This window comes from Citrobacter sp. Cpo069, assembly GCF_030332785.1.
GTDB classification, from domain to species: domain Bacteria; phylum Pseudomonadota; class Gammaproteobacteria; order Enterobacterales; family Enterobacteriaceae; genus Citrobacter; species Citrobacter portucalensis.
The window spans coordinates 428,514-454,110 of the sequence record NZ_JAOWHD010000063.1; the positions used below are offsets into that span (position 1 = coordinate 428,514).

Consider the following 25,597-nt stretch of genomic DNA (forward strand, 5'->3'; position numbering starts at 1 on the left):
TCCAGCGGGTTAATTTGAGGCGGATTATGAATAGATCATGCCATCATTTTGTTGCCGTCTGTGCTGAGCCGTTAATGCGTAAACGGTGCTTCATTCCTTAACACGCGGTCAATAATATCCAGAACGCCCTCTTCGTTGTTCGAGCCTGCGCGATATTTTGCCGCCTCGATCACCGGCTCATGGGCGTTGGCCATTGCAAAACTAAATCCTGCCTGGCGCAGCATCTCAATATCATTTCCGCCATCGCCAAACACAAGAACTTCATTGTCGTTAATATTCCAGCGTTGTTGCAGCAGGCGCAGACCGTTAGCCTTATGCACGCCGGGAATTATTAAGTCGATGCTGCCGTAGCCGGTATGCACCGGTACCATAATATCGCCAATCGCCTCGTGGAGGTCGGCCTGTACCTGTGGAATTCGGTCGTCGGAAATATTCAGCCCGAACTTGAAGAAAACGTCGTTAAGATTGTCAAAATTATCTACAAACTCGAGACGATGATAGTACATGGCGGAAACGTTCTTATGTTCATCACTGTACTGTTTCAATGTATAGGCGCTGTTTTTACCACAGGCAATAATGTCGATATCGGCGCGGGTCAGCAGATGATCTACGATGGCATGGAAATCGTCTTTAGCCAGTTCGCCGTTAAAGACATCTTCACCTTCACTGACTACCCAACCACCGTTTTCGGCGACAAATGAGATCTCATTGGCCAGTTCGGGGAAAAAGGAAATCAACTGATAATATTGGTTACCGCTGGCGACCACAAAGCGGATCCCTTGTTCTTTCATCTGGCGGTATTGCGCCATAAAGCGCTCGCGGTTATAGGTTTTTTGGTCGCTTAAAAATGTGCCGTCCATGTCGACCGCAATTAATTTGATACTCATTAGCTGTTCTCCATCACCGTAGTATTTTTGAGATCCGGTTTCGCTACCGCTTTCGCGACGGCGGCGGCGACAAGCACCAGCGCCAGCACCACCAACATAGCGCTGCGCAGGCCATAGTGTTCACCCAGATAGCCCAGCAACGGCGGTCCAACAAGGAACGCCAGGTAACCGGTGGTCGCCACGACGCTGACGCGGGTCGGTGCATCGGGGCCGGTGTCGCTGGCGGCTGAAATGGTCAGCGGGAAACCGAGCGATGCGCCGAGTCCCCACAGAATAACGGACACACCGGCCACCCAAGAGCTGTCGACAAAAATAATCAGGCTAATCCCGAGAGCGCCCATCAGCGCACTGGCGCGCACCACCGCAACGCGGCTGTAACGGTCGATGAACCAGCCGCCGGTAAATCGCCCAACGGTCATACCCAGCGTAAAACCGGCATAAATAAGCGAGCCTGATGTCGGGCTAAATCCATGTCCGTCCACCATTAACAGTGGAAGCCAGTCGTTGGCGGAACCTTCAGCAAATGCCATTGCCAGCACTACAACGCCGATCAGCAATAGCTGGATATCACGATAAAAAGGCAGTCCTTTTTCACCGGAGTGAGAACCGTCAGCGGCATTTTTGCCCGTGCCGTCAGGAATAGCTTTGATGGCGATGAAAATAGGTGTGATAGCAACCATTGCAGCCAAAAGAATATGCGCGGTAGCCGGGACGCTGAAGGCGGTAAGCATCATTCCAACTCCAGCCCCTGCCAACGTTCCCAGGCTGTAAAAACCGTGCATCATCGGCAGCACGGTTTTGTTCATTTCGCGCTCAACTGCCGCACCTTCGACGTTGATGGCAACTTCTGCCGCGCCAAAGCTGGCGCCAAATACGCTCAGGCCAAACGCGAAAAGCCATGCGGAATGCAGCCAGAGCGCTACGCTGAGGATCGCCATTCCGAGAACGGCACAAGACATGGTGGTGCGGATCACCTTACGCGTGCCAAATCGTTTCACCAGCCAGGCCGAACAAAGTATGCCACTCATCGAACCAATAGAGAGCCCAAACAACACCGCGCCCATTTCGGCAGTGGAGATGGAGAGGATATCTCTGATGGCAGGGGTACGCGTTGCCCAGGAGGCCATTAATAATCCTGGTAAAAAGAAGAACGTGAACAGCGCCCAGGTGCGACGTCTTAAGGCTTTGCGTGATGAGATGCCAGTCATGAATTCGAGCCAAAGAAAAGAGGGAAGGAGACAACATTAGCAAGACTGTGTACATTTGTACACAAATGCAAGAAGAGGAAATGTAGTGCGACGTGCAAACGATCCGCAGCGGCGGGAAAAAATAGTTCAGGCGACTCTGGATGCAGTAATAGCCCATGGTATTCATGGGGTTACACACCGTAAAATCGCTATGATTGCCGAGGTACCACTGGGTTCTATGACCTATTACTTTTCGGGAATCGATGAGCTTTTGATGGAGGCATTTGGCCGTTTTACTGACAGGATGATGCTGCAGTATCAGGACTTTTTTGCCGATGTTAAGGATGCGTCGCAGGCTTGCCATGCCATTACCGATATGATTTACGGCTCTCAGGTCACAACGCCTGATAATATGGAGCTCATGTATCAGCTGTATGCTTTTGCCAGCCGTAAACCAGCGTTGAAAACGGTGATGCAGAACTGGATGCTACGCAGCCAACAAACGCTGGAGCAGTGGTTTGACCCGGTTACGGCGCGGGCGCTGGATGCGTTTATTGAAGGAATGACGCTGCATTTTGTCACGGACAAAAAACCGCTGCAGCGAGAAGATATCTTGCTGATGGTGGAGCGTATTGCAGGGATACCCGCGACAGTCAGCTGTGCGTAGCGCCTCCGGTAATATTCACCACCGTCGCGGTCATGGCGCTGGCATGGTCTGAAGCAAGAAAGGTCATGACCTCAGCGATTTGTGCAAGCGTAGGCAGGCGCGCGAGCATGGTACTTTGCGCCGCACCCCCTAACCATTGATCGACGGTTAAACCCATTGACTGTGCTTTGGCGGAGAAAATTTCTCCGGTATAGGATCCAGCTGCAACAGCATCCACAATCGCATGCGAGCGCACGGCGACGACCCGGATATTTGCCGGTCCTACCTCGCTGGCGAGCGCTTTAATAAAAGCCTCTGTTCCTGCACAACCAACAATATGACCCAGATGACCAGGCATCGCCATCGGGGCCGCGGGGGCAACAACGCTGAGAATGACGCCCGCACGATTGCCGCCCATGTGCGGCGTTACGGCTTTTGCGATATTGAACTGCGCCGAGAGGAAAGGGGTTATACCGCTCATAAACTCAGAGAGGGATAATGCGTCAATGCGTTTGCCCTGTTCGTGCATAAATCCCGTTGTGTTAACCACCACATCTATTCCACCGGTTTGCTCTACAAGGCGGGTAACTTCCTTCGATGCGTTGTGCTCGTCGAGTACATCGGTGATAAAGGTTTCGACTGTACCACCTGCCGTTCGGATAATACTGGCCGTCCGATCAAGTTTTTCCTGGCTGCGAGCGCCCAGACATATATGGGCTCCTTCGCGCGCCATGGCCTGCGCAACCGCACTACCAATAGCCCCGCTGCCACCAAAAATTACTGCGACTTTGCCAGTAAGCAACATGACTAACCCCCATCCCCGATAAAGCACCGTTTTAAAGTATGTGCCATAACCGGCATGCTGCAAATTTGGGAGGAGTTTCAGAGGTGGAAGGCGATGAGCGCAAATTTCAGGCAACAAAAAACCCATCAACCTTGAACCAAAACGGCGGGGTTGATGGGCTCCACAAATTGGGGACATCAAAGAAAAGCAGTGGCAATAGTTATGACTGACGCCTTGAAGAAAAGTTCTGCTTACCTGCAAAAATTTTTCAATTAAGGGAAAATTTCAGCGCTAACCAAGGCCTGGCCAGACAATGACGATGAGTGTCCCCGCTAATGTCAGCAGAACGTTAGCAATCGCGTAGGTCCCGGCATAGCCTAACGCAGGGATGTTGCTGCGTGCGGTGTCGCTGATGATTTCCATTGCCGGAGCACAGGTACGTGCGCCCATCATGGCACCAAACAGCAGGGCACGGTTCATGCGCAATACGTAAGCACCAAACAAGAAACAGATGACAACCGGAACCAGGCTGACTACCAGACCGGCAATCAACATTTGACCGCCGACGGCACCCAGGCCATTACCAATGCCGCTGCCTGCGCTTAAACCGACGCCTGCCATGAATACCATCAGGCCAAACTCTTTCACCATATTCAGCGCACCCTGTGGGATATAGCCAAATGTGGGGTGGTTGGCTCGCAGGAAGCCCAGCATGATCCCAGCGAACAGCAGTCCAGCCGCATTCCCGATGCCGAAGCTGAAATTACTGAACTGGAAGGTGATCATCCCGATCATCAGACCGATGATAAAGAAGGCGCAGAAGGCCAGCAGATCGGTCACCTGACTGTGAATTGAAATGAAGCCGATACGATCGGCAATGGTTTTCACGCGACGAGCATCACCGCTGACCTGCAACACATCACCTTTATTGAGTACGACGTTGTCATCAATAGGCATTTCAATCTGGCTGCGGATCACGCGGTTCAGGAAACAACCGTGGTCGGTCAGTTTCAACTGGGCCAGGCGACGACCAACGGCATTGTGGTTTTTCACCACAATTTCTTCAGTGACGATGCGCATATCGAGCAGATCGCGATCGAACACCTCTTTACCGTTACGGAAGCTGGGATCGAGGCGAGCATGGGCGTCTGGATAACCCACCAGGGCTATCTCATCGCCCATTTGCAACACCGCATCACCATCCGGATTGGCCAGAATGCCGTTGCGGCGGATGCGTTCAATGTAACAACCAGTCTGGCGATAAATACCCAGTTCGCGCAGATTTTTACCATCGGCCCATGCCACCAGCTCAGGGCCAACGCGATAGGCGCGGATCACCGGGAGGTACACTTTACGATTGGCGTCGGTGTCCAGACCTCGTTCACGCGCGATTTGTTGGGCGCTGGTTTGCAGGTCCTGATGCTGGAGTTTCGGCAAATAGCGCGCACCAACAATCAGGCTGACCAGACCAATCAAATAGGTGAGGGCGTAACCTAGGCTCAGGTTATCGAGAGCGCTTGAAAGTTGTGTCCCTGTCATTCCTGAATGGCGCAAGGTATCACCCGCGCCGACCAGCACCGGCGTTGAGGTCATCGAGCCAGCCAGCATACCCGCCGTCAGGCCGATATCCCAGCCAAATAGCTTACCCAGCCCCAGCGCGATCAGCATTGCGCTACCGACCATCACCAGGGCAAGCATTAGATAATTTTTCCCATCGCGAAAAAAAATCGAAAAAAAGTTGGGACCGGCTTCGACGCCGACGCAAAAAATAAACAGCATAAAGCCGAGATTTAATGCATCGGTGTTAATACTAAAGTGCTGCTGACCTAATAATAGGGAGACCACTAAAACGCCAATGGAATTACCGAGTTGGACTGAACCCAGACGTAATTTTCCCAGACACAGGCCCAAAGCCAGGACCACAAATAATAACAGGATGTAATTCCCATTTAACAAATCTGCGACGTTTATATTCACGGAGACTAACTTCTTGTTTACTAGTAAGCTATTGAAAGAAATGGCAATTTACGCTAATGTTTTTGCCAGAAATTAAGGGGCGATAGCATCGTACACAGCCCCGAATAATGCAGCATAACAATATATGCGGTTAGTTTAATCTCATTACGTATCAACGGCTATAAGAATCGTGTGGGTGTGTTTTTGGCATGGAATGCCGAGTTACTTTATCTGACTGGACGCCTACGGGCGAAAAGAGTGTTCGATAGAGAATGTGTCAGGAGGAACGATTGAAACATAAGCAAAGTTGGGCGAGTGCGGTCTGCTGCTTTGTGCTCTTTATTGTGGTGTGTCTTTCATTAACGCTGAACGTGAAAGGGGCATTCAGAGCGGCAGGGCATCCTGAGGTCGGATTGTTGTTTTTTATCTTACCTGGTGCTGCGGCAAGCTTTTTTTCCCATCGTCGGGAAGTGCTCAAACCCCTGCTTGGTGCAATGTTGGCGGCGCCGTGCTGCCTGTTACTGATGCGGTTCGTTTTTATGCCGACGCGTTCATTGTGGCAAGAGCTGGCGTGGTTGTTTAGTGCGGTGTTTTGGTGCGCACTTGGCGCATTATGTTTTTTATTTATCAGTAGCTTATTCAATCAGCATCAACGGCGGAAAAAGAACTGATGACGCCCTCAAGGTGAGGGCGTAGAAACCGCTATCAGGCGAACAGATTCATGTTCTCTTTTGCCCAAGCTTCAAAATCCGTGCAGCCGCCGATGTGTTTTTGATCGACAAAAATCTGCGGAACGGTTTCAACTGGCTTACCTACCGTCTTTTCCAGATCTGCTTTGGTAATTCCTTCAGCATGGATATCAATGTAGCGGAAGTTAAAATCGTCATGCTCACTGCTTAATTTTTCTGCTAATTCTTTTGCGCGCACGCAATACGGGCACCCTGGGCGACCAAAAATAACGGCAAACATCTCTTTCTCCTCGAACTTATCAGGCCGGATGGCAATACTGGTTATGATGCCGCGATTTGTGACGGATGGAAAGCAGGTTCAGCCTGTTGCTTTGATATCCTCAAGCTATATCTGTTAAACACGGCAAGCCGGAACGTTTTATAATGGAAGCCATTTCGCCGGGAGGCCGCGTATGCGCACAATTGGTGTATTACCCAAAAGCGTATTGATGCTGGAAATAATTGGGATGGTTTTGTTATCGCTGGCGCTGCTATCGCTTAACGATTACCTCACCTTGCCCGCACCGCTTAACAGCCCGTTAGCCTGCGTGGTGATGATATTTCTGGGCGTACTGCTGATGCTCCCTGCTGCGGTGGCGTTGATGTGGCGTGTTGCTCAACTGCTGGCACCGCAACTGATGTCTCGCGCACCCGGTGATTCAACTGATTCAGACAGAGACAAAAGAGATGACTCCAACCATTGATTTACTCCGCAGCCACCGTTCTATTCGCCATTTTACTGATGATGCCATTTCGGATGCACAGCGTGAGGCGATTATTGCCGCCGCTCAGGGAACGTCAAGCTCCAGTTTTCTACAGTGCACGACGATCGTTCGCATAACGGATAAATCCCTGCGTGAATCACTGGCTACCTTATCTGGCGGCCAAAAGCATGTGGCTCAGGCCGCTGAGTTCTGGGTGTTTTGCGCTGATTTTAACCGTCATTTGCAGATTTGCCCTGACGCGCAACTTGGGCTGGCGGAACAGCTGCTGCTTGGCGTGGTTGATACTGCAATGATGGCGCAAAATGCGTTGACGGCGGCAGAGTCGCTGGGACTTGGCGGCGTGTTTATTGGCGGTTTGCGTAACAATATTGAGCCGGTCACCGAACTGCTGAAGCTTCCGCAACATGTTCTGCCGCTCTTTGGATTGTGCCTCGGCTGGCCTGCGGATAACCCGGATATCAAGCCGCGCCTGCCCGCGTCGCTTGTGGTGCATGAAAACCAATACCAGCCACTCAACAGTGATGTGTTGGCGCAATATGATGAGCAGCTCGCGCAGTACTATCTGACCCGAGGCAGCAATACCCGCCGCGACACCTGGAGCGATCATATTCGCCGTACCATCATTAAAGAAAGTCGCCCCTTTATCCTGGAATATTTGCATAAACAGGGATGGGCCACGCGCTAAAGATTTTAACCCAGTGTATGATACGCCAGCTTTTACCAGGTCATTCAGAGAGGTGCAGGGTGAAAATTGCCATTTTGTCCCGGGACGGAACGCTCTATTCTTGTAAACGCCTGCGTGAAGCGGCGATGCAGCGCGGTCACCTGGTTGAAGTTATCGATCCCCTTTCTTGCTATATGAACATCAGCCCGGCGGCATCCTCTATTCATTACAAGGGCCGTCAGCTTCCCCATTTCGACGCGGTGATCCCGCGGATTGGTTCCGCGATTACCTTTTATGGGACCGCGGCGCTGCGCCAGTTTGAGATGCTGGGTAGCTATCCGTTGAATGAATCGGTAGCGATTACGCGAGCGCGCGATAAGCTGCGTTCGCTACAGCTGCTGGCGCGTCAGGGAATTGATTTACCCATCACAGGAATTGCTCACTCTCCGGACGATACCAGCGACATGATTGACATGGTTGGCGGTGCGCCGTTGGTGGTGAAACTGGTTGAAGGCACCCAGGGGATTGGCGTGGTGCTGGCGGAAACGCGGCAGGCTGCAGAAAGCGTGGTAGATGCGTTTCGTGGGGTGAATGCCCATATCCTGGTTCAGGAATATATCAAAGAAGCGAAGGGTCGCGATATCCGCTGTTTCGTGGTGGGCGATGAAGTAGTGGCCGCCATTGAACGACGGGCTAAAGAGGGCGATTTTCGTTCTAATCTCCATCGCGGTGGTGTGGCGACTATTGCGAGTATCACGCCGCGCGAAAGAGAAATTGCGCTCAAAGCCGCCCGGACGATGGGCCTGGACGTTGCAGGCGTTGATATTCTGCGCGCTGATCGAGGGCCACTGGTCATGGAGGTTAACGCGTCTCCGGGGCTGGAAGGCGTGGAGAAAACCACTGGAATAGACATTGCCGCGAAAATGATCCAGTGGATCGAGCGCCATGCTACTCCTGAATTTTGTCTTAAAATCGGCGGCTAAGCGCAATATCGATTGCGATCGTGGTATGACACGCTCTTTTTGCGTAAGCTGTGCCGGTATTTTTTTCATCAATAGAGGTCGCACATTATTATGACATCACTGGTCGTTCCCACTCTGGATACGTTGCGTCAATGGCTCGACGACCTGGGCATGAGTTTTTTTGAATGCGATACCTGTCAGGCGCTGCACTTGCCACACATGCAGAATTTTGACGGCATCTTTGATGCAAAAGTTGATTTGGTCGATAACGTCATTCTGTTTTCTGCGATGGCGGAAGTCAGACCTTCTGCATTGCTGCCACTGGCCGCCGATCTGTCTGCGATCAATGCCAGTTCACTGACGGTGAAAGCGTTTCTGGATATGCAGGATGATAATCTGCCAAAGCTGGTGGTTTGCCAGTCTTTATCCGTTACGCCGGGCGTAACGTTTGAGCAGTTTGAATGTTTTGTTCGCCAGAGCGAAGAGCAAATATCGATGGTGATCCTCGAAGCCGGAGCGCATCAGCTGTTATTTAATGCTGAAGAAGATGCGCAAAACAGCACCGCTGAAATTCATTTCCTCCATTAATTCTTCCTGAATCTGGACATATATCGCGCAGCCGCTGCCAGAGCGGTTGCGTATTGCCTGTTTTTATTCTGCATTTAACCTTTCATTAAAGAATTATTCACCTCGATTCAGCGCCTTCCGCTTTATGTCATAGACAATTCCTGCATAAAAAATTGATAAAAGACGTTTTTTAATCTGGGCTATATCCACAATTCCTGGCTAAAGTTATTCTTGCGAAGCTTACCAACGTCATCATTTAAACAGCCCCTTGTGACCTGACCTGTGGCCACAATGTGTGTTGAATGCATAGGCGGATGCCAGCGAGCAACAGCGGCATGAGGAGAGGTCTCTCTTTTCATCGGTGCCGCATGAAAGAATATGCACGTTTCTTGCATATCATTAGAGTGTGACATTTTTGTTCGTTTGTTAACGAACTTTCAGAAGGAAAGAGATTATGACCGCCTTAAATAAAAAATGGTTATCAGGCCTGGTTGCGGGTGCTCTGATGGCCGTCTCTGCCGGCACGCTCGCTGCTGAACAAAAAACGCTGCATATTTATAACTGGTCTGATTATATTGCCCCGGATACGGTGGCTAATTTTGAAAAAGAGACCGGAATTAAAGTTATCTATGACGTATTTGATTCCAATGAAGTACTGGAAGGTAAGCTCATGGCTGGCAGTACCGGCTTTGACCTTGTCGTTCCTTCTGCCAGCTTCCTTGAGCGTCAACTGACTGCGGGCGTATTCCAGCCGCTGGATAAGAGCAAATTGCCGGGCTGGAAAAACCTCGATCCTGAACTGCTGAAGTTGGTGGGTAAACACGATCCGGACAACAAGTTCGCGATGCCGTATATGTGGGCTACGACCGGTATTGGCTATAACGTGGATAAAGTCAAAGCGGTGCTTGGGCCGGATGCGCCGGTTGATAGCTGGGATTTGATCCTCAAGCCAGAAAATCTGGAAAAACTCAAAAGCTGCGGCGTCTCTTTCCTCGATGCGCCCGAAGAGGTGTTTGCCACGGTGCTGAACTATTTGGGTAAAGACCCAAACAGTACCAAAGCGGATGATTACACCGGACCGGCAACTGACCTGCTGTTGAAGCTGCGCCCAAATATTCGCTACTTCCACTCCTCGCAATATATTAACGACCTGGCAAACGGTGATACCTGCGTCGCGATTGGCTGGGCAGGGGACGTATGGCAAGCGGCAAACCGTGCGAAAGAAGCGAAAAATGGCGTCAATATCTCCTTCTCAATTCCTAAAGAAGGTGCAATGGCGTTCTTTGACGTATTCGCGATGCCTGCCGATGCGAAAAACAAAGATGAAGCCTATCAGTTCCTCAATTACCTGCTGCGCCCTGATGTGATTGCGCATATTTCTGACCACGTGTTCTATGCCAATGCCAACAAAGAAGCGACAGCACTGGTCAGCCAGGAAGTTCGTGACAACCCGGGCATTTACCCGCCTGCGGATGTTCGCGCCAAGCTGTTCACACTGAAAGTACAGGATCCGAAGATCGATCGTGTACGTACCCGCGCATGGACGAAGGTAAAAAGCGGAAAATAAACCGATGTTTGGGACATGACCCGGCAGGATTTTTGCCTGCCGGGCAGCGTTGAGCCCGGACACATATAACCCGGCAATACGCACCGTTATGGTGCGTTATTTGCACCGTTTCTTTGTTTTATGCCGGAGAGCACCTGAGTGAATGATGCAACCCCACGCCCACAAGCGAAAATCCGCAAAGCGCTGACCCCGCTGCTTGAAATTCGCAATCTGACCAAGTCATTTGACGGTCAGCACGCCGTTGATGACGTCAATCTTACTATCTACAAAGGTGAAATATTTGCTCTGCTCGGCGCGTCCGGCTGTGGCAAATCGACTCTGCTACGGATGCTGGCGGGATTTGAACTGCCGACTACTGGGCAAATCATGCTTGATGGCGTCGATTTAGCGCATGTCCCGCCTTATCTGCGTCCGATTAATATGATGTTTCAGTCCTACGCTTTGTTTCCGCACATGACTGTCGAGCAGAACATTGCCTTTGGCCTCAAGCAGGACAAACTGCCGAAGGCTGAAATCGCCAGTCGGGTGAATGAGATGCTGGGACTCGTGCATATGCAGGAGTTCGCCAAACGCAAGCCACATCAGCTTTCTGGCGGCCAGCGTCAGCGCGTGGCATTGGCGCGCAGCCTGGCAAAACGTCCGAAACTGCTGCTGCTGGATGAGCCAATGGGGGCGCTGGATAAAAAACTCCGAGACCGCATGCAACTGGAAGTAGTGGATATCCTTGAACGCGTCGGCGTGACCTGCGTGATGGTGACACACGATCAGGAAGAAGCCATGACGATGGCGGGCCGTATTGCGATCATGAACCGTGGCAAATTTGTCCAGATTGGCGAGCCTGAAGAGATCTATGAGCATCCGACTACGCGTTACAGCGCAGAGTTTATCGGTTCGGTAAACGTTTTTGAGGGACTGCTAAAAGAACGCCAGGAAGACGGTCTGGTGATTGAGTCTCCTGGTCTGGTGCATCCGCTGAAAGTGGACGCCGATGCTTCTGTTGTCGATAACGTCCCGGTGTATGTTGCGCTGCGTCCGGAAAAAATCATGCTCTGCGAAGCCCCTCTGCCAGAGGGTTATAACTTCGCGGTAGGCGAAGTGGTGCACATTGCCTATCTGGGGGATTTGTCGGTGTACCACGTACGTTTGAAAAGCGGCCAGATGTTGAGCGCCCAGCTACAAAATGAACATCGTTATCGTAAAGGGTTACCAACCTGGGGTGACGAGGTCCGTTTATGTTGGGATGCGGACAGTTGTGTGGTGTTGACGGTTTAAGGAGCGAAGATGAGTACACTTGAACCTCCGGCACGCGTAGATAAAGCGGGGCGATTCACGCTGTTTATGTCGCGGCTGCAAATGAAGCACGGGCGCAAGCTGGTGATCGCGCTGCCGTATGTGTGGCTATTGCTCCTGTTCCTGCTGCCGTTTCTGATCGTCTTCAAAATCAGTTTGGCTGAAATGGCGCGCGCTATTCCGCCGTATACCGACCTCGTTTCATGGGCTGATGGTCAGCTCTCCATCACGCTCAACTTAGGCAATTTCCTGCAACTGACGGACGATCCGCTCTATTTTGATGCGTACCTGCAATCGTTGCAGGTGGCGGGAGTTTCGACTGTCTGTTGCCTGCTGTTGGGATACCCGCTGGCATGGGCGGTCGCGCACAGCAAGCCCTCGACGCGCAATATTCTGTTGCTGCTGGTGATCCTGCCGTCCTGGACCTCGTTTTTAATTCGCGTATATGCCTGGATGGGGATCCTGAAAAACAACGGCGTGCTGAACAACTTCCTGATGTGGCTGGGCGTCATCGACCAACCGTTGACGATTTTGCACACCAATCTGGCGGTCTACATCGGTATTGTTTACGCCTATTTGCCCTTTATGGTGCTGCCGATTTATACCGCGCTGACCCGTATCGATTACTCGCTGGTGGAAGCGGCGCTGGATTTAGGTGCCCGGCCGCTGAAGACCTTCTTTAGCGTGATTGTACCGTTGACCAAGGGCGGCATTATCGCCGGGTCAATGCTGGTATTTATTCCGGCTGTTGGCGAGTTTGTGATCCCGGAACTGTTGGGTGGCCCGGATAGCATCATGATTGGACGTGTGCTTTGGCAGGAGTTTTTTAATAACCGCGACTGGCCGGTGGCTTCTGCTGTCGCCATTATTATGCTGCTGCTACTGATTGTGCCGATCATGTGGTTCCATAAATATCAGCAAAAAAGCGTGGGGGAACACGGATGAATAACTTACCGGTCGTTCGCTCGCCGTGGCGTATTTTTATCCTGGTAGTGGGCTTTACCTTCCTGTATGCGCCGATGCTAATGCTGGTTATCTATTCGTTTAACAGCTCGAAGCTGGTGACGGTATGGGCGGGTTGGTCAACCCGTTGGTATGGTGAGCTTTTCCACGATAGCGCGATGATAAGCGCCGTCGGCATGAGCTTAACGATTGCCGCGGGAGCTGCAACGATGGCGGCAATTCTCGGTACCATCGCCGCCGTGGTAATGGTGCGCTTTGGTCGTTTTCGTGGTTCGAATGGTTTCGCCTTTATGATTACCGCGCCGCTGGTTATGCCAGATGTCATTACCGGTTTGTCGCTGCTGCTGCTGTTTGTTGCGTTGGCTCACGCCATCGGCTGGCCGGCGGATCGCGGCATGCTGACCATCTGGCTGGCGCACGTCACTTTCTGTACAGCATATGTGGCGGTGGTGATTTCTTCACGCTTGCGCGAACTGGATCACTCCATTGAGGAAGCGGCGATGGATCTCGGCGCCACGCCGCTGAAGGTCTTTTTCGTCATCACCCTGCCGATGATTATGCCGGCCGTGATTTCCGGTTGGTTATTAGCCTTCACGCTGTCACTCGATGATCTGGTTATAGCCAGCTTTGTCTCTGGTCCTGGCGCCACAACGTTACCGATGCTGGTGTTCTCCAGCGTACGTATGGGGGTGAACCCGGAGATCAACGCCCTGGCGACGCTGATCCTTGGTGTGGTAGGAATTATCGGATTTATCGCGTGGTATCTGATGGCGCGAACAGAAAAACAACGGATCCGCGATATCCAACGTGCAAGACGCGGCTGAAAAAACTAAAATCTGCCAACCTGTCTATACGGCGCAGCTGTGGTGGTTGCGCCGTTTTCATGGAAGACGACGCGTTGGGATTTTTTAAGAAATCATCCACATCACATGCTCGCTTAAACGTCCCTGCTTTGGTGCAGGTGGCGGCGCTGGCTATTATCATGATCCGCTGTCTCGATCTGTTGATGATTTTTAATACGCTTGGGTTTCGTGGAACCAGTGAGTTTATTCATCGCAGTGTGCAGACCTGGAATTTGACGCTGGTGTTTCTGGGCAGTCTGGTGCTGCTATTTATCGAAATTTACTGCGCATTTTCGCTGGTAAAAGGACGGAACTGGGCACGCTGGATCTATCTGTTGACCCAGATTATCGCCAGCGTCTATCTGTGGGCGGCTTCGCTGGGCTACGGATATCCAGAACTGTTCAGCATTGCGGGGGAGTCCAGACGCGAAATTCTGCATACGCTGGTGATGCAAAAACTGCCGGATATGCTGGTATTACTGCTGCTGTTTGTTCCTGCGTCCAGCAGGCGGTTCTTCCGTTTGCAATAACGTGTATAATCTTGGCCCCCGGTTAATTTGTAGGTCTTTGTATGCAGTGCGCACTATATGACGCCGAACGCTGCCGCTCCTGTCAGTGGATAACACAGCCTGTCGCCGATCAACTCTTCGAAAAAACAGCCGATCTGCAGAATCTGCTGGCCGAGTATCCGGTCGGAGAATGGTGCGCGCCGGTCAGTGGTCCGGAAAGCGCGTTTCGTAATAAAGCCAAAATGGTAGTCAGCGGCAGCGTGGAAAAACCGCTGCTGGGAATGCTGCATCGTGACGGTACGCCTGAGGATTTGTGCGACTGTCCGCTCTATCCTGAGTCTTTTGCACCCGTATTTGCCGCGCTTAAGCCGTTTATCGCTCGGGCGGGGCTGACGCCCTATAACGTGGCGCGCAAACGCGGGGAGCTGAAATATCTGCTGTTAACGGAAAGCAGATTCGATGGCGGTATGATGCTGCGTTTTGTCCTGCGTTCTGACGCAAAACTGGCACAGCTGCGCGCGGCGCTACCCTGGTTGCAGGCACAACTCCCACAGTTAAAAGTGATCACTGCCAATATTCAGCCGGTGCATATGGCGATTATGGAAGGGGAGACAGAAATCTTCCTGACGGAACAACAGGCGCTGGCGGAACGCTTTAACGATGTGCCGTTGTGGATCCGCCCGCAGAGTTTCTTCCAGACCAATCCGGTGGTAGCGGGGCAGTTATATGCCACGGCGCGTGACTGGGTGCGTCAGCTTTCGGTTAATCACATGTGGGATCTGTTTTGCGGCGTCGGGGGTTTTGGTCTGCACTGTGCTACACCGCAAATGAAACTGACGGGGATTGAAATCGCGCCAGAAGCGATTACCTGCGCGAAGCAGTCAGCGCAGGAGCTTGGGTTGCAGAATCTGCATTTTCAGGCGCTGGATTCAACCCAGTTTGCTACCGCTCAGGGCGAAGTACCTGACCTGGTGCTGGTGAATCCGCCGCGTCGGGGGATTGGAAAGCCGCTGTGCGATTTTCTCTCCCGCATGGCACCGCGTTATATCGTTTATTCCAGCTGTAATGCGCAAACCATGGCGAAGGATATTCGTGAGTTGCCCGGGTATCGCATTGAACGCGTCCAACTTTTCGATATGTTCCCACACACCGCGCACTATGAAGTGCTAACGCTGCTCAGCCGACAATAACTGCCATGCCGCCTGATGGCGCTTCGCTTATCAGGCCTACGGAGATATGCAAGGCTGTAGCAATGTAGGCTGGATAAGGCGCTTGCGCCGCATCCGGCAAATGCAACATGCGAAAAAAAAAGCCCGTACTTTCGTACGAGCTCTTCTTAAAATATGGCGGTGAGGGGGGATTGACTCGCTTTGCTCGCCCCTACGGGGCAGCCCGTTCGCTGCGCTCCCGGTCTGTCCAACTGGCTGCGCCAGTAGTCGAACCCCGGTCGGGGCTTCTCATCCCCCCGCAGATCTGCAACATGCGAAAAAAAAGCCCGTACTTTCGTACGAGCTCTTCTTAAAATATGGCGGTGAGGGGGGGATTCGAACCCCCGATACGTTGCCGTATACACACTTTCCAGGCGTGCTCCTTCAGCCACTCGGACACCTCACCATATTGTATTGCTGCCTGACCGCTTGGGGGCAACGGGGCGCTACTATAGGGAGTTGCGCTAAAACGGTCAAGCAGAATTTACGTGTTAACTCTCGTTTGGTTACGCAATATACATATTCCTCCGCCCAGGCAGGCGCGGAGGAAAGGATTAGCGCTGAGAGTCCAGTTTTTCGCCGCTGGTCACGACTTCCTGAGCTTTGCTGTAGCTTTCGATCAGCAACTGATAAGCCGGGAAGACTTTGGTATACACTTCCGCCCATTCGGCGGCGTCTTCACGGTTCCAAGTGCCCTGAATTTCAGAAGCGACTGCGGCGGTATCCATCGGCACGACGCCAGCCTGAACAACACGAGCCAGGGTGATTTCCTGCGCCATTTTGCTGTAAGTACCGGAAGCGTCGATCACAGCGAAAACCTTATAGCCTTCCGCAACCGCGCTGATAGCCGGGAAAGCCATGCACACGCTGGTAATTGTACCGGCGATAATCAGCGTTTTACGACCCGTTGCTTTGACCGCTTTCACGAAGTCTTCGTTATCCCAGGCGTTGATTTCGCCTTTACGCGCCACATATTGGGCATGCGGCGCATTGGCGTGGATCTCAGGGATCAGCGGGCCGTTAGGTCCCTGCGGTACGGATGCCGTGGTAATCACCGGCATCTTCGCCAGAGTCGCCATTTTAGCCAGCGCGGCGGCACGCGCACGCAGTTCTGGCATTGGCATGTCGCCGACGGTCTGGAACAGCCCGCTCTGATGATCGATAAGCAGCATGACGGAATCATTCACATCGATGACCGGACGTGAACCATTAAAGTTTGCAGGACTGGACATATTCTTCTCCTTCGATTCAGATTTGGCCAAAGCGGCCGGAGTTAAAATCGCGTACGGCTTCAGCGATTTCTTGTTTCGTGTTCATTACAAACGGACCGTAACCTACAATCGGCTCGTTCAACGGTTCTCCAGAAAGCAGCAGCACGCTGGCGTCGCTGGAGGCTTCAATATGCAGCGTTTTTCCCTGCTGGCTCAGCACCACCAGTTGCGCTTCGCTGGCAGACGTAGTGCCGTTTACGGTGATATTCCCTTTCAATACAACCAGGGCAGTGCTCCATCCTTCCGGCTGTGACAACGTGAGCTGATGATTACGTTGCAAACGCATATCCCAGACGTTCAGCGGCGAGAAGGTATGTGCCGGGCCTTTTGTATCCTGATAGCTGCCCGCAATCACACGAACGCTCCCTGCTTCATCAGGCAGGGCGACAGTGGGGATCACATCGCTGCTGATGCCCTGGTAACCCGGAACGGCCATTTTGTCTTTTGCTGGCAGATTGACCCACAGCTGTACCATTTCCAGTTCGCCACCCTGACGGGTAAATTCAGGTGAATGGAACTCTTCGTGTAATATTCCTGCTCCTGCGGTCATCCACTGCACGTCACCGGGGCCGATAATGCCGCCGCGACCGGTTGAATCACGGTGTTCAACTTCGCCGCTGTAAACGATGGTCACCGTCTCAAAACCACGGTGAGGGTGTTCACCTACGCCGCGTTTTTCGTTACCCGGCGTAAACGTATGTGGACCGGCGTAATCCAGCAGCAGGAACGGACTTAGCTGTTCAGCATGAGACTGGTAAGAAAACATCGAGCGAACCGGAAATCCATCGCCAACCCAGTGTGGGCGAGGTGCGGTGTAGACGCCTGTTACTTGTTTCATATGTGTCTCCTCTGTGGCGTTATCTTGATGTAAATAAGCTTATATTCATGACAGCGGGCTGAGTAGTAGCTAAAATAGTCCTCACTGTCTCATTAATAGGACAATAAAATGACAAAGCCGGATCTCAATGATTTTGCATGGTTTGTACATGTTGTAGAGGAAGGGGGATTCGCGGCGGCGGGTCGGGCGCTTGATGAACCGAAATCAAAACTAAGCCGACGGATAGCGCAACTGGAAGAGACGCTGGGAGTTCGACTGATTCAGCGAACCACCCGCCAGTTTAACGTGACGGAAGTTGGGCAAACCTTTTACGAACACTGTAAGGCGATGCTGGTGGAAGCGCAGGCAGCGCAGGATGCGATTGCCGCGTTACAGGTTGAACCGCGTGGCGTGGTGAAGTTGACGTGTCCGGTCACGCTGCTGCATGTGCATATCGGGCCAATGCTTGCCCGTTTTATGGCGCGTTATCCTGACGTATCAGTGCAACTGGAGGCCACTAACCGCCGCGTGGACGTGGTTGGAGAGGGTTTGGACGTGGCGATTCGCGTCAGGCCCCGACCATTTGAGGATAGCGACCTGGTGATGCGTGTGCTGGCGGACAGGGGGCATCGTTTGTATGCCAGCCCGCAGTTAATCGAGCAAATGGGAACGCTACATTCTCCGGCGGAGCTGACGCGTTGGCCGGGCCTGAGTCTGGCGACGGGTAAACATGTGCATCGTTGGGAGTTATTCGGGCCACAGGGCGCACGTGCGGAGGTGCATTTCACGCCGCGTATGATCACCACCGATATGCTGGCGTTACGTGAAGCCGCAGTTGCCGGTGTGGGGGTAGTTCAACTTCCGCAACTGATGGTAAAAGATCAAGTAGCCGCGGGTGAACTGGTGGCATTGCTCGACGGCTGGGAACCGAAGCGAGAAATAATTCACGCAGTCTTTCCATCACGCAGGGGATTATTGCCGTCAGTACGCACATTAGTGGATTTCTTAACGGAAGAATATGCGCGGATGATTGAGGATTAAATACCTGACCTTGGCCCACAAAAAAGGCCGGTTAAACCGACCTTTTATTATCTGGACGCCATTCGGGCGTTAAAAACAATCAGCGACTACGGAAGACAATGCGGCCTTTGCTCAGGTCGTACGGGGTCAGCTCAACAGTCACTTTGTCGCCCGTCAGGATGCGGATATAGTTTTTACGCATTTTACCGGAGATGTGTGCAGTAACCACGTGACCGTTTTCTAACTCTACGCGGAACATGGTATTAGGTAACGTATCGAGAACGGTACCCTGCATTTCAATATTGTCTTCTTTGGCCATCTAATCCTCTGGGGTATCACTACCGTAATTTGAACCGGCAAGATAATGCCGAAGTTCTTTTAATAAGTAAAGATTTGTGCGTTTAAAACACAGCAAATCGGGTTTGGCGCATTACTCTAACCACACACGGCAAAGCCGCACTTAAAGCGCAACGTGTAAGGGAACGAGGAGATAAACGATAGGCGTTGCCTGACGCGAACTGTTCCTTAACGGCGGCGGGGTAATGGGCTAAACCAACTCTGCGCGACAATTATAACACCCCGACAAAAAATGTGCCGAAAACATTCACCCCTGAGGCGAAAATAACGTCCTGGGAACCCAGAAATGGCTCGGTAGCCGCTGCTGGCGCAGTCTGCTCAGGTGTTCAAGGTACTCCCGACGTGGGGTTTCGACGGCGCCCAGCGAAGCTGTGTGGCTATTTAATACCTGGCAGTCGATTAATTTTCCGCCCTGACGGATAAATTCAGCGCAAAAAACAAGCAGTGCGGTTTTGGACGCATTTTCCTGACGGCTGAACATTGATTCGCCACAAAATAGCGTACCTTGCGCCACGCCATACATACCGCCCACTAATTCATTTTGTCGCCATACTTCAATGGAGTGCGCATGGCCCAGCTCGTGCAGGCGATGGTAGGCGTCCACTACATCATGCGTTATCCAGGTGCCTTCTTCCCGGTCGTTCGCGCAGCCTTCAATCACCTGACCGAACGCGTAATTGAGCGTCACGCGATAAGGTGAGTTTTTATGAAAACGTTTCATGCTGCGGCTGAGATGAAATTTCTCGGGCCAAAGAATGGCGCGTGGATCGGGCGACCACCAAAGGATGGGGTCGCCAGGTGAAAACCACGGGAAAATTCCGCGCTGGTAGGCCATTAACAGTCGAGCTGGACTGAGATCGCCGCCAAGCGCCAACAAACCGTTAGGCTCGCGTAAAGCGCCTTCCGGTGAAGGGAAGGCTATAGAATGGCGGGACAATTGCACCAGGCGCATGACAGCGAAACTCCACTACGCGAGTTTGATCGTTCAATAATAGCTTACAGACGTTGCTTAAACTGGTAATAACGCCCCTGCCGGGCTAACAAATCTGCGTGATTACCTTGCTCAATAATGTGTCCGTTGTCCATCACTATTATTTGATCAAAACGTGACAAGCCGCGCAGACGATGTGTCACCATCAGTACGGTTTTATCGCGCATGACATCGCCAATTAATTCAAGCATTTGGCTTTCTGTTGTGGCATCAAGCCCTTCGGTCGGTTCATCCAGCAGCATCAGTGGGGCATCGTGCAATAAGGCGCGGGCGATAGCCAGACGACGGAGTTCGCCGCCAGAAAGCTGACGACCGCCTTCGCCTAACCAGGCATTGAGTCCATCACCCTCTAGCAGTTTGTCCAGACCGACGCGGCACAGCATTGCGGATAATGTGTCATCACTGGCGTGCGGTGCTGCCAGCAGCAGGTTATCGCGAAGCGTCGCGCTGAACAGGTGCACGCGCTGTGGCACGACGCTGATGCTCTGGCGCAGCGTGGTTTCACTGAGGGCCGAAATCGGCTGCTCATTAATCAGAATTTCGCCGTGCTGCGGATCCCATGCGCGGGTCAGCAATTGTAGTAACGTTGACTTACCGCAGCCGGTGCGACCGAGAATCGCAATGTGTTCACCGGGCTGAGCCTGCAGCGAAAGGGTGTCGAGCGCTTTTTGTGCTTGCCCCGGATAGCTGAATGAAACATCGTGTAGCGTGAGAGTGACCTGCTCAGAAACTGGAGAACCGGCATCCGGGAAGGTGACTTCTGGCTGTTGTTCGGTCAGTTCGGTGATGCGCAGCGCAGAGGCAATAACCTGTCCGAGATGCTGAAACGCCCCGGTGACGGGTGCCAAAGCTTCAAACGCGGCCAGCGCACAGAAGACAAACAGCGCGATCAGTGCGCCAGGCTGGGTATTGCCACCCACGCCGCCGGAGGCCATCCATAACATCACAACCACTGCCAGTGCGCCGACTAACAGCATGACCGCCTGTGATAGCGCCGTTAATTCAGACTGACGTCGTTGGGCTTCATGCCACTGCAACTCGGTGGCTTCCATTTGGGCGCGGTAACGTTCACTGGCGCCAAAGATGGTCAGTTCAGCCTGGCCCTGCAGCCAGGATGTTAACTGCTGACGATACTGCCCACGTAAATGCGTCAAACTTTGCCCGGTGCTTTTACCTGCCTGATAAAAGAGTGGGGGCAGGATAAATAAGGTCAGCAGCATAATACCGCCGAGAGTGATAGCCAGCGTGAAATCGAGAACGCTTAGCCCCAGCGTGACCACCATGATGACGACAAAAGCGCCCACTAGCGGGGAGAGCACGCGCAAATAGAGATGATCGAGCGTGTCGACATCCGCCACCACGCGGTTAAGCAATTCACCTTGTCCATAACGGGACAGGCCAGCAGGGGAGAGCGGCAGCAGTTTGCTGAAGGTATAAATACGCAAATGTTGCAGCACGCGGAACGTCGCGTCGTGGCTGACCAATCGCTCGAAATAGCGGCCCGCGGTTCGGGTGATTGCCGCACCGCGCACCCCGGCAGCAGGGAGCATATAGTTAAAACTGTAAATCCCGGTGACACCCACCACAGCAGAAGCCGACAGGAACCAGCCGGAAAGCGTCAGCAAACCAATACTTGCCAGCAGTGTGACGATCGCCAGAACGATCCCCAGGGTTAACATCCATTTGTGACGTTTATACAGCGTCAGATAAGGTAGCAAAGCGCGCATTTAAATGTCCTCCTGACGATGAGCCAGTAATGTCGCAAACGCCCCGTTGGCTGCGCTAAGTTCGGCATAAGTGCCTTGTTCAACGATCTGTCCGTCCTGCATCACCCAGATAACGTCCCAGTCGGCAAGATCTTCAAGTTGGTGTGTCACCATCAGCGTGGTCTGGCGGCGTGATGCTGCTTTCAATGCCTGCATCACGCGTTGTTCGCTGTGTGCATCAAGGCTGGCGGCGGGCTCGTCAAGCAGCAACAACTGACATGGATTGAGTAAGGCGCGAGCCACGGCAACGCGCTGCGCTTGTCCGACAGAAAGTCGAGCAGCCTGATCGCCTACTGGTGTATCCACACCCTGTGGCAGAAGTGGTAAAAACTCACTGACCCAGGCGCTGTCGAGTGCGGCTTGCAGCTGTTCTTCGCTGGCATCGGGGCGAGCGAGCAGCACGTTATCGCGTAACGTGGCGGCAGGGAGCTGCGGATTTTGTCCAACCCAGGACAGCTGTTTGCGCCAGCAATCAGGTGACAGGTCGCGCAGCTCAAAGCCGTTAATCCGCAGCGATCCCTGATAAGAGAGAAAACCGGACAGGACATTGAGCAACGAACTTTTGCCGGAGCCGCTGCGGCCAACCAGCACCGCGCGTTGGCCCGCTGGCAGGGTAAAGTTGAGCGGACCTGCAAGCACTTTACCTTCCGGCGAGGTGATGACCAGATCTTCTGCTTCAATTGTAACTGCGTCTTTTGTTGTCAGCTCAATATCGCCACGCTCAGGATGTGCAAGCGGGGTTTCCATGAAGGTTTTCAGACTGTCTGCAGCACCAACGGCTTGTGCTTTGGCGTGATAGAACGTACCCAGATCGCGCAGGGGCTGGAAAAATTCCGGCGCCAGAATGAGCGCGAGGAAGCCAGCCGCCAATGTGACGCCCGTCCCGTAGTGGCCAAAATCGAGTTCACCGAGGTAGGAAAAACCGAAGTAAACCGCGACCAGTGCGATGGACAGGGAGGTAAAGAACTCAAGGACACCGGATGACAGAAACGCCAGGCGCAGGACTTCCATGGTGCGCTGGCGGAAATCCTGTGACGCTGCGCGGATGCTTTCTGTTTCGGCTTCACCGCGGCCAAAGATTCTTAGCGTCTCCATGCCCCGCAGGCGATCGAGAAAATGGCCGCTGAGGCGGGCAAGAGCCTGAAAGTTGCGGCGGTTAGCATCGGCTGCACCCATACCAACCATCGCCATAAACAACGGGATCAGCGGGGCAGTTCCAAGCAGAATAAGGGCAGCTACCCAGTTTGACGGGAATACCGCCGCCACGATCAATAAGGGGACGCATACGGCCAGCGCCATTTGCGGCAGATAACGTGCATAGTAATCATGCATGTCATCAATCTGTTCCAGGATTAGCGTAGCCCAGCTCCCGGCTGGTTTACCTTGTATCCAGGCTGGACCTGCTTGTTGCAGACGGTCAAGCACCTGGCGGCGAATCTCAAAGCGGATATGTTGGCCAGCATGAAACCCGACGCGTTCGCGTAACCAGACGACCCATGCTCGCAGGATGAAAATCAATACCAGCACAATGAAAGGGAGCAGAAGCGCCTCTCTGGGGATATTGTCCATGATCATATGGTCGAGAATTCGGGCCATGAGCCAGGCCTGAGCGACAATTAACAGGCCGCTCACGAACCCCAACAGGCGTGAAATGTTCAGCCATCGTTGGGAAATTACACTTTGCTGTTTTAACCAGCGGGTCAGCTCTTTTTGACGGGTTTTATTCATTGCACGCTTAGCAGGTGAGTTATTGGAATTTTTGGGCAGGACAATGTTACAACGAGGCAAAAATAAAGGCGACTTATAGTCGCCTTTTTTACTTTTGTTACTGATTTGTAAAACTTATTTGCAAGCGTCTGCCAGACCGTCGAGATAACGCTCTGCGTCAAGCGCAGCCATACAACCGGTGCCTGCTGAAGTGATCGCCTGGCGATAAATATGGTCCATCACGTCACCGGCGGCGAATACACCCGGAATGCTGGTTTGGGTGGCGTTACCATGAATCCCGGACTGAACTTTGATGTAGCCATTTTCCAGTTCAAGCTGACCGTCAAAAATGGCGGTATTCGGGCTGTGGCCGATAGCGACAAACAAGCCTGCAACGTCAAGTGACTCGACGTTGTCAGTGTTTTGCGTATCGCGCAGGCGCAGTCCGGTTACGCCCATTTGATCGCCGGTCACTTCTTCCAGTGTGCGGTGGGTATGCAGCACGATGTTGCCGTTTTCGACTTTATCCATCAAACGCTTGATCAGGATTTTCTCGGCGCGGAAGCTGTCGCGACGGTGAATCAAATGCACTTCAGATGCGATATTCGCCAGGTACAGCGCTTCTTCAACAGCAGTGTTGCCGCCGCCGATCACCGCAACTTTTTGGTTACGGTAGAAGAAACCGTCGCAGGTCGCGCAGGCGGAAACGCCACGGCCTTTGAAGGCTTCTTCTGAAGGCAGACCCAGGTAGCGTGCTGACGCACCGGTGGCGATGATTAGTGCGTCACAGGTGTATTCACCGCTGTCGCCGGTCAGACGGAAAGGGCGGTTTTGCAGATCAACTTTGCTGATATGATCAAAAATAATTTCAGTTTCAAATTTGGTCGCATGTTCGTGCATGCGTTCCATCAGCAATGGGCCTGTGAGATCGTGCGGATCGCCAGGCCAGTTCTCCACTTCTGTTGTTGTGGTCAACTGACCACCTTTTTCCATACCGGTAATCAGTACCGGTTGCAGGTTCGCGCGTGCAGCGTAGACCGCAGCGGTATACCCCGCAGGGCCAGAGCCCAGAATAAGAAGTTTACTGTGTTTGGTTGCGCCCATGAGATCCCCATAGTTGTTAGCAGGCAATGAGCAGGATTGTAGGGAATTTACAGGCGTAAAAAAAGAGTATGGCGATTTTGTTAACAATATGTGTAATAGCGGGAACCGATGAGCGGCAGAATTAGTCGTAATACTATAACGATTTCTACTTAAAATCGGTCAGTTATAAGGTGATAAAATGACGATTTTCCATCACTGCGAATGAATAACTGGCATGTTGTACTAAAAATCGATGTTTTGCTTTGACAATCCCCTGCTGTTTTGCGAAAACATTCAAGGAAGAAAAAAACTGTGTCATGTATGTGCTGCATAATCATGCATGTAGATACCATGTTTACCGTGTTAGCGAAATCTACGCATGGTGTGGACAGATGCCATTCGTGATGTCGATAGCCGCCGACAGGCAACGGTCTTCTCACCATAAACCCAGACATTGCGAACCGAAAATCCCTCTGGGTTGCGGTTTATTTTGATGGGTAGCGACTCTGAACAGTGATGTTGGTAGAGTCAGGCAGGAGTAGGGAAGGAATACAGAGAGACAATAATAATGGTAGATAGTAAGAAGCGCCCTGGCAAAGATCTCGACCGTATCGATCGTAACATTCTTAATGAGCTGCAAAAGGATGGGCGTATTTCTAACGTCGAGCTTTCTAAACGTGTGGGACTTTCACCAACGCCCTGCCTTGAGCGTGTGCGTCGGTTGGAAAGACAGGGTTTTATTCAGGGCTATACAGCGCTGTTAAACCCGCATTATCTGGATGCATCACTTCTGGTTTTTGTTGAGATTACTCTGAATCGTGGCGCCCCGGATGTGTTTGAACAATTTAACTCTGCAGTACAAAAACTTGAAGAAATTCAAGAGTGTCATTTGGTTTCCGGTGATTTCGACTATTTGCTGAAAACACGCGTACCGGATATGTCGGCATACCGTAAGCTGTTGGGGGAAACCCTGCTGCGTCTGCCTGGCGTGAATGACACACGTACTTATGTAGTAATGGAAGAAGTCAAACAGAGCAATCGTCTGGTAATTAAGACGCGCTAACACGGAACAGGTGCAAAATCGACGCAGTTTGATTACA

The 25,597-nt window shown here is 52.4% G+C and carries 26 protein-coding genes and 1 tRNA gene; 14 read left to right on the top strand and 13 right to left on the bottom strand.

The window, feature by feature from the left end:
* Window positions 1–71: 71 nt before the first annotated feature.
* Both OGY08_RS24695 and OGY08_RS24700 read right to left on the bottom strand, forming a co-directional pair.
* On the bottom strand, window positions 72–887 hold the full coding sequence (locus tag OGY08_RS24695) for a Cof-type HAD-IIB family hydrolase (RefSeq protein WP_125363327.1): 816 nt from the start codon (window positions 885–887) through the stop codon (window positions 72–74).
* Complete coding sequence (locus OGY08_RS24700) at window positions 887–2,095, bottom strand: MFS transporter (RefSeq protein ID WP_125363328.1); 1,209 nt, start codon at window positions 2,093–2,095, stop codon at window positions 887–889. Before OGY08_RS24700 ends, OGY08_RS24695 begins: the two co-directional genes overlap by 1 nt.
* Before the next feature lie 85 nt (window positions 2,096–2,180).
* Here OGY08_RS24700 and OGY08_RS24705 point away from each other — a divergent pair, with 85 nt between their 5' ends.
* Window positions 2,181–2,741 (top strand): TetR/AcrR family transcriptional regulator, encoded by a 561-nt coding sequence (locus OGY08_RS24705; RefSeq protein ID WP_003831648.1) that lies wholly within the window; start codon window positions 2,181–2,183, stop codon window positions 2,739–2,741.
* On the opposite strand, the gene OGY08_RS24710 is transcribed toward OGY08_RS24705, so the two are convergent.
* Together OGY08_RS24710 and OGY08_RS24715 are read right to left on the bottom strand one after the other, a co-directional pair.
* Window positions 2,728–3,525 (bottom strand): SDR family NAD(P)-dependent oxidoreductase, encoded by a 798-nt coding sequence (locus OGY08_RS24710; protein WP_125363329.1) that lies wholly within the window; start codon window positions 3,523–3,525, stop codon window positions 2,728–2,730. The two genes, OGY08_RS24705 and OGY08_RS24710, sit on opposite strands and share 14 nt — an antisense overlap.
* Window positions 3,526–3,795: 270 nt before the next feature.
* Window positions 3,796–5,481 carry an aspartate:alanine antiporter gene (locus OGY08_RS24715; RefSeq protein WP_003831652.1) on the bottom strand — a complete coding sequence of 562 codons (1,686 nt, stop codon included), beginning with the start codon at window positions 5,479–5,481 and terminating at the stop codon, window positions 3,796–3,798.
* Between the two features lie 269 nt (window positions 5,482–5,750).
* On the opposite strand from OGY08_RS24715, the gene OGY08_RS24720 reads away from it, so the two are divergent.
* The gene (locus tag OGY08_RS24720) at window positions 5,751–6,131 is read left to right on the top strand and encodes an inner membrane protein YbjM (RefSeq protein ID WP_003035356.1); all 381 of its coding nucleotides are present in this window, start codon (window positions 5,751–5,753) and stop codon (window positions 6,129–6,131) included.
* Between the two features lie 34 nt (window positions 6,132–6,165).
* Here the strand turns inward: OGY08_RS24720 and OGY08_RS24725 are convergent, their stop codons facing one another.
* Window positions 6,166–6,429 (bottom strand): GrxA family glutaredoxin, encoded by a 264-nt coding sequence (locus OGY08_RS24725; protein ID WP_003035358.1) that lies wholly within the window; start codon window positions 6,427–6,429, stop codon window positions 6,166–6,168.
* A 172-nt stretch (window positions 6,430–6,601) separates the two neighbouring features.
* Here OGY08_RS24725 and OGY08_RS24730 point away from each other — a divergent pair, with 172 nt between their 5' ends.
* The 10 genes from OGY08_RS24730 (at window position 6,602) to rlmC (ending at window position 15,467) form a co-directional block, all read left to right on the top strand.
* Window positions 6,602–6,892 (top strand): DUF1418 family protein, encoded by a 291-nt coding sequence (locus tag OGY08_RS24730; protein ID WP_008784242.1) that lies wholly within the window; start codon window positions 6,602–6,604, stop codon window positions 6,890–6,892.
* A complete protein-coding gene (gene nfsA, locus OGY08_RS24735; protein ID WP_008784243.1) occupies window positions 6,876–7,598 on the top strand; it encodes a nitroreductase NfsA in 723 nt (240 codons plus the stop codon). Before OGY08_RS24730 ends, nfsA begins: the two co-directional genes overlap by 17 nt.
* Window positions 7,599–7,657: 59 nt before the next feature.
* Window positions 7,658–8,560: a 30S ribosomal protein S6--L-glutamate ligase gene (gene rimK / locus OGY08_RS24740; protein ID WP_003831660.1), complete on the top strand. Its 903-nt coding sequence runs from the start codon at window positions 7,658–7,660 to the stop codon at window positions 8,558–8,560.
* Window positions 8,561–8,650: 90 nt separating this feature from the next.
* Window positions 8,651–9,127 carry a type III secretion system chaperone family protein gene (locus OGY08_RS24745; protein ID WP_003831662.1) on the top strand — a complete coding sequence of 159 codons (477 nt, stop codon included), beginning with the start codon at window positions 8,651–8,653 and terminating at the stop codon, window positions 9,125–9,127.
* Between the two features lie 433 nt (window positions 9,128–9,560).
* Window positions 9,561–10,673 (top strand): spermidine/putrescine ABC transporter substrate-binding protein PotF, encoded by a 1,113-nt coding sequence (gene potF, locus OGY08_RS24750; protein ID WP_125363330.1) that lies wholly within the window; start codon window positions 9,561–9,563, stop codon window positions 10,671–10,673.
* 138 nt (window positions 10,674–10,811) lie between these two features.
* Complete coding sequence (potG, locus tag OGY08_RS24755) at window positions 10,812–11,945, top strand: putrescine ABC transporter ATP-binding subunit PotG (RefSeq protein WP_125363331.1); 1,134 nt, start codon at window positions 10,812–10,814, stop codon at window positions 11,943–11,945.
* Window positions 11,946–11,954: 9 nt separating this feature from the next.
* On the top strand, window positions 11,955–12,908 hold the full coding sequence (potH, locus tag OGY08_RS24760; RefSeq protein WP_043015734.1) for a putrescine ABC transporter permease PotH: 954 nt from the start codon (window positions 11,955–11,957) through the stop codon (window positions 12,906–12,908).
* Window positions 12,905–13,750, top strand: coding sequence for a putrescine ABC transporter permease PotI (potI, locus tag OGY08_RS24765; protein ID WP_008784246.1), 846 nt, complete (start codon window positions 12,905–12,907; stop codon window positions 13,748–13,750). Before potH ends, potI begins: the two co-directional genes overlap by 4 nt.
* Window positions 13,751–13,809: 59 nt before the next feature.
* Window positions 13,810–14,298, top strand: coding sequence for a YbjO family protein (locus OGY08_RS24770; RefSeq protein WP_003035378.1), 489 nt, complete (start codon window positions 13,810–13,812; stop codon window positions 14,296–14,298).
* A 41-nt stretch (window positions 14,299–14,339) separates the two neighbouring features.
* The gene (rlmC, locus tag OGY08_RS24775; RefSeq protein WP_125363332.1) at window positions 14,340–15,467 is read left to right on the top strand and encodes a 23S rRNA (uracil(747)-C(5))-methyltransferase RlmC; all 1,128 of its coding nucleotides are present in this window, start codon (window positions 14,340–14,342) and stop codon (window positions 15,465–15,467) included.
* Between the two features lie 336 nt (window positions 15,468–15,803).
* Here the strand turns inward: rlmC and OGY08_RS24780 are convergent.
* The 3 genes from OGY08_RS24780 to OGY08_RS24790 all read right to left on the bottom strand — a co-directional run bounded on the left by OGY08_RS24780 (window position 15,804) and on the right by OGY08_RS24790 (window position 17,594).
* Window positions 15,804–15,891, bottom strand: a tRNA-Ser gene (locus tag OGY08_RS24780).
* 148 nt (window positions 15,892–16,039) lie between these two features.
* Window positions 16,040–16,717 carry an isochorismatase family protein gene (locus tag OGY08_RS24785; RefSeq protein ID WP_003831673.1) on the bottom strand — a complete coding sequence of 226 codons (678 nt, stop codon included), beginning with the start codon at window positions 16,715–16,717 and terminating at the stop codon, window positions 16,040–16,042.
* A gap of 16 nt (window positions 16,718–16,733) precedes the next feature.
* Entirely contained in the window at window positions 16,734–17,594 is an 861-nt protein-coding gene (locus OGY08_RS24790) for a pirin family protein (protein ID WP_003831674.1), read from the bottom strand.
* Window positions 17,595–17,702: 108 nt separating this feature from the next.
* Between OGY08_RS24790 and OGY08_RS24795 the strand changes: the two genes are divergently transcribed.
* Window positions 17,703–18,614, top strand: coding sequence for a LysR family transcriptional regulator (locus OGY08_RS24795; protein WP_003831675.1), 912 nt, complete (start codon window positions 17,703–17,705; stop codon window positions 18,612–18,614).
* 79 nt (window positions 18,615–18,693) lie between these two features.
* On the opposite strand, the gene infA is transcribed toward OGY08_RS24795, so the two are convergent.
* The 5 genes from infA to trxB all read right to left on the bottom strand — a co-directional run bounded on the left by infA (window position 18,694) and on the right by trxB (window position 24,518).
* On the bottom strand, window positions 18,694–18,912 hold the full coding sequence (gene infA / locus OGY08_RS24800) for a translation initiation factor IF-1 (RefSeq protein ID WP_002211347.1): 219 nt from the start codon (window positions 18,910–18,912) through the stop codon (window positions 18,694–18,696).
* A gap of 285 nt (window positions 18,913–19,197) precedes the next feature.
* Window positions 19,198–19,902 carry a leucyl/phenylalanyl-tRNA--protein transferase gene (gene aat, locus OGY08_RS24810; protein WP_032948928.1) on the bottom strand — a complete coding sequence of 235 codons (705 nt, stop codon included), beginning with the start codon at window positions 19,900–19,902 and terminating at the stop codon, window positions 19,198–19,200.
* Between the two features lie 44 nt (window positions 19,903–19,946).
* A complete protein-coding gene (cydC, locus tag OGY08_RS24815) occupies window positions 19,947–21,668 on the bottom strand; it encodes a heme ABC transporter ATP-binding protein/permease CydC (RefSeq protein WP_125363333.1) in 1,722 nt (573 codons plus the stop codon).
* On the bottom strand, window positions 21,669–23,435 hold the full coding sequence (gene cydD / locus OGY08_RS24820) for a heme ABC transporter permease/ATP-binding protein CydD (protein WP_079934667.1): 1,767 nt from the start codon (window positions 23,433–23,435) through the stop codon (window positions 21,669–21,671). It lies immediately after the preceding gene.
* 114 nt (window positions 23,436–23,549) lie between these two features.
* The gene (gene trxB / locus OGY08_RS24825; RefSeq protein ID WP_003831889.1) at window positions 23,550–24,518 is read right to left on the bottom strand and encodes a thioredoxin-disulfide reductase; all 969 of its coding nucleotides are present in this window, start codon (window positions 24,516–24,518) and stop codon (window positions 23,550–23,552) included.
* 547 nt (window positions 24,519–25,065) lie between these two features.
* On the opposite strand from trxB, the gene lrp reads away from it, so the two are divergent.
* Entirely contained in the window at window positions 25,066–25,560 is a 495-nt protein-coding gene (lrp, locus tag OGY08_RS24830; protein WP_002439523.1) for a leucine-responsive transcriptional regulator Lrp, read from the top strand.
* Window positions 25,561–25,597 lie beyond the last annotated feature (37 nt).

Bases quoted from the DNA above. Each gene is read 5' to 3' on its own strand.
- OGY08_RS24695 (WP_125363327.1), bottom strand. From the start codon at position 887: ATGAGTATCAAATTAATTGCGGTCGACATGGACGGCACATTTTTAAGC.
- OGY08_RS24700 (WP_125363328.1), bottom strand. From the start codon at position 2,095: ATGACTGGCATCTCATCACGCAAAGCCTTAAGACGTCGCACCTGGGCG.
- OGY08_RS24710 (WP_125363329.1), bottom strand. From the start codon at position 3,525: ATGTTGCTTACTGGCAAAGTCGCAGTAATTTTTGGTGGCAGCGGGGCT.
- OGY08_RS24725 (WP_003035358.1), bottom strand. From the start codon at position 6,429: ATGTTTGCCGTTATTTTTGGTCGCCCAGGGTGCCCGTATTGCGTGCGC.
- OGY08_RS24730 (WP_008784242.1), top strand. From the start codon at position 6,602: ATGCGCACAATTGGTGTATTACCCAAAAGCGTATTGATGCTGGAAATA.
- nfsA (WP_008784243.1), top strand. From the start codon at position 6,876: ATGACTCCAACCATTGATTTACTCCGCAGCCACCGTTCTATTCGCCAT.
- OGY08_RS24745 (WP_003831662.1), top strand. From the start codon at position 8,651: ATGACATCACTGGTCGTTCCCACTCTGGATACGTTGCGTCAATGGCTC.
- potF (WP_125363330.1), top strand. From the start codon at position 9,561: ATGACCGCCTTAAATAAAAAATGGTTATCAGGCCTGGTTGCGGGTGCT.
- potH (WP_043015734.1), top strand. From the start codon at position 11,955: ATGAGTACACTTGAACCTCCGGCACGCGTAGATAAAGCGGGGCGATTC.
- potI (WP_008784246.1), top strand. From the start codon at position 12,905: ATGAATAACTTACCGGTCGTTCGCTCGCCGTGGCGTATTTTTATCCTG.
- OGY08_RS24770 (WP_003035378.1), top strand. From the start codon at position 13,810: ATGGAAGACGACGCGTTGGGATTTTTTAAGAAATCATCCACATCACAT.
- rlmC (WP_125363332.1), top strand. From the start codon at position 14,340: ATGCAGTGCGCACTATATGACGCCGAACGCTGCCGCTCCTGTCAGTGG.
- OGY08_RS24785 (WP_003831673.1), bottom strand. From the start codon at position 16,717: ATGTCCAGTCCTGCAAACTTTAATGGTTCACGTCCGGTCATCGATGTG.
- OGY08_RS24790 (WP_003831674.1), bottom strand. From the start codon at position 17,594: ATGAAACAAGTAACAGGCGTCTACACCGCACCTCGCCCACACTGGGTT.
- OGY08_RS24795 (WP_003831675.1), top strand. From the start codon at position 17,703: ATGACAAAGCCGGATCTCAATGATTTTGCATGGTTTGTACATGTTGTA.
- infA (WP_002211347.1), bottom strand. From the start codon at position 18,912: ATGGCCAAAGAAGACAATATTGAAATGCAGGGTACCGTTCTCGATACG.
- aat (WP_032948928.1), bottom strand. From the start codon at position 19,902: ATGCGCCTGGTGCAATTGTCCCGCCATTCTATAGCCTTCCCTTCACCG.
- cydC (WP_125363333.1), bottom strand. From the start codon at position 21,668: ATGCGCGCTTTGCTACCTTATCTGACGCTGTATAAACGTCACAAATGG.
- cydD (WP_079934667.1), bottom strand. From the start codon at position 23,435: ATGAATAAAACCCGTCAAAAAGAGCTGACCCGCTGGTTAAAACAGCAA.
- trxB (WP_003831889.1), bottom strand. From the start codon at position 24,518: ATGGGCGCAACCAAACACAGTAAACTTCTTATTCTGGGCTCTGGCCCT.
- lrp (WP_002439523.1), top strand. From the start codon at position 25,066: ATGGTAGATAGTAAGAAGCGCCCTGGCAAAGATCTCGACCGTATCGAT.